3 protein-coding genes are annotated in these 1,417 nt (G+C 37.6%); all 3 read left to right on the top strand.

Annotated elements, in window-relative coordinates:
• The first annotated feature begins 21 nt into the window (after positions 1–21).
• The 3 genes from JU82_RS06430 to JU82_RS06420 all read left to right on the top strand — a co-directional run bounded on the left by JU82_RS06430 (position 22) and on the right by JU82_RS06420 (position 1,405).
• Positions 22–381: a hypothetical protein gene (locus JU82_RS06430; protein WP_037948290.1), complete on the top strand. Its 360-nt coding sequence runs from the start codon at positions 22–24 to the stop codon at positions 379–381.
• Positions 382–464: 83 nt separating this feature from the next.
• Positions 465–998, top strand: a complete 534-nt coding sequence (locus JU82_RS06425; RefSeq protein ID WP_037948287.1) for a hypothetical protein — start codon at positions 465–467, stop codon at positions 996–998.
• On the top strand, positions 995–1,405 hold the full coding sequence (locus JU82_RS06420; protein ID WP_037948284.1) for a hypothetical protein: 411 nt from the start codon (positions 995–997) through the stop codon (positions 1,403–1,405). The genes JU82_RS06425 and JU82_RS06420 overlap by 4 nt, the downstream gene beginning before the upstream one ends.
• The last annotated feature ends 12 nt before the right edge of the window (positions 1,406–1,417 follow it).

Below are 1,417 nucleotides of genomic sequence, written 5' to 3'. Positions count from 1 at the left end.
ATATAAAGGAGAAAAAAGATTATGGCTACATTATTTGACGCTTTTGCTAAAAATGCTATGTTACAGGGGTTGAAAGATTGGAACCCAAGTTCGGTAGGGACAACGTTTATTTTTGGTGCGTATTCGACTGACGCAAGTACTTCTATGGTTGCGTCCGCAAATGGTACATATGGAACACCTGCAAGTGGTGCAATGGATATTACAGGGAACGTTACAATTAACGTCACCGCAGGAAACACAGTTGCTCACATGAGAATTCAAAAGGGAACATATCCAAACGACAACACGATTTACAAAAAAGATGTTACTTCCATGACATTTACTTACGCTGGAACAATCACCATTACATCCGCTGAAATTTCTTTAGTTGATCCCGTCTAATAAAATCATAGTTGACATTTGATTGAATTGGGTTTACAATAAAGTTGTAGTAAGAACTTATTGTAAAAAAGGGAGATAAAAAGATGAAAAAGTTTTTAGTTTTAATTTTAACGTTGATCGTGGGAATGTTTTTGACATCCTGCACGATTGACTTTAACGATGGCTCACACGATGACGATTATATCAAGGTTGATTTTGTTTATGAAGTTGATGAACAAAGTGGAGAATTGGTAAAGTCTTATTACGTGTGGGAGTTGGTTTTCTATTCGTTTGAAGATGACGAGTTAGAAAATGTTGGAAGCACAAATGAGTTGTCTTATACGAGATATGGTTATATTGATGTCTATTTGGGTGATTATGTTGATTTATATGCTACGAATAATTACGAATGGGTAAACATTCCTGAAACAGCATGGTATGAAAGCAACCAAAAGTTGCCAAATGATACATTGGTGTTATATGGTACGCTTCCCGTTCTATCACCAAGTTATGAGATTGGCGATTCAGTAAGAGTTTATTATCTTGACAACAATTTGGCATTGCATTACATGGTTGTGAGAAGCAACAACACCATATATGTGCGTTATGGAGATTTAAGAAAGTTGGTTACGTCATGAACACACTATCGAACACATTGAATTACATGTTTGAAGACTTAAGACACGAAGATGGGTTGAGTGGCGTCGTGGTCGTCGTTGAAAAGAACAGTGGCAATGAGGTCGCATACTTTCGCTATGTGCTGATAAAGGAAGATGGCAAAGATAGTCTTACGACAAAGATTGCGAGATTAAACCCCATCAAGCCAACACTCGCATTTGACGAACAATTTAAGTATGAGTTCACATTTTTCACCAAAGAGTTGTTTCCAAAAACGTTCACACATGGCATTAAGTTCTCGATACCTACGGCTATGAACGTAAAGTTGAGAGGCTATGCGACGATGGTTAAAACCGATGAGGAGGGTAATCCCGTTCTCGATGAACATGGCAATCCAATCATGGAGAACAAACCGTTTGAGGCATAATGATTAAGCAAA

This window comes from Sulfuricurvum sp. MLSB (assembly GCF_000747095.1).
Classification (GTDB): Bacteria; Campylobacterota; Campylobacteria; order Campylobacterales; family Sulfurimonadaceae; genus Sulfuricurvum.
Note: the sequence above shows the minus strand (reverse complement) of the source record. Positions and strands in the feature narration are given on the sequence as shown.

What these genes read in the sequence shown, in the direction of transcription:
- JU82_RS06430 (WP_037948290.1), top strand. Translation starts at nt 22, where the DNA reads ATGGCTACATTATTTGACGCTTTTGCTAAAAATGCTATGTTACAGGGG.
- JU82_RS06425 (WP_037948287.1), top strand. Translation starts at nt 465, where the DNA reads ATGAAAAAGTTTTTAGTTTTAATTTTAACGTTGATCGTGGGAATGTTT.
- JU82_RS06420 (WP_037948284.1), top strand. Translation starts at nt 995, where the DNA reads ATGAACACACTATCGAACACATTGAATTACATGTTTGAAGACTTAAGA.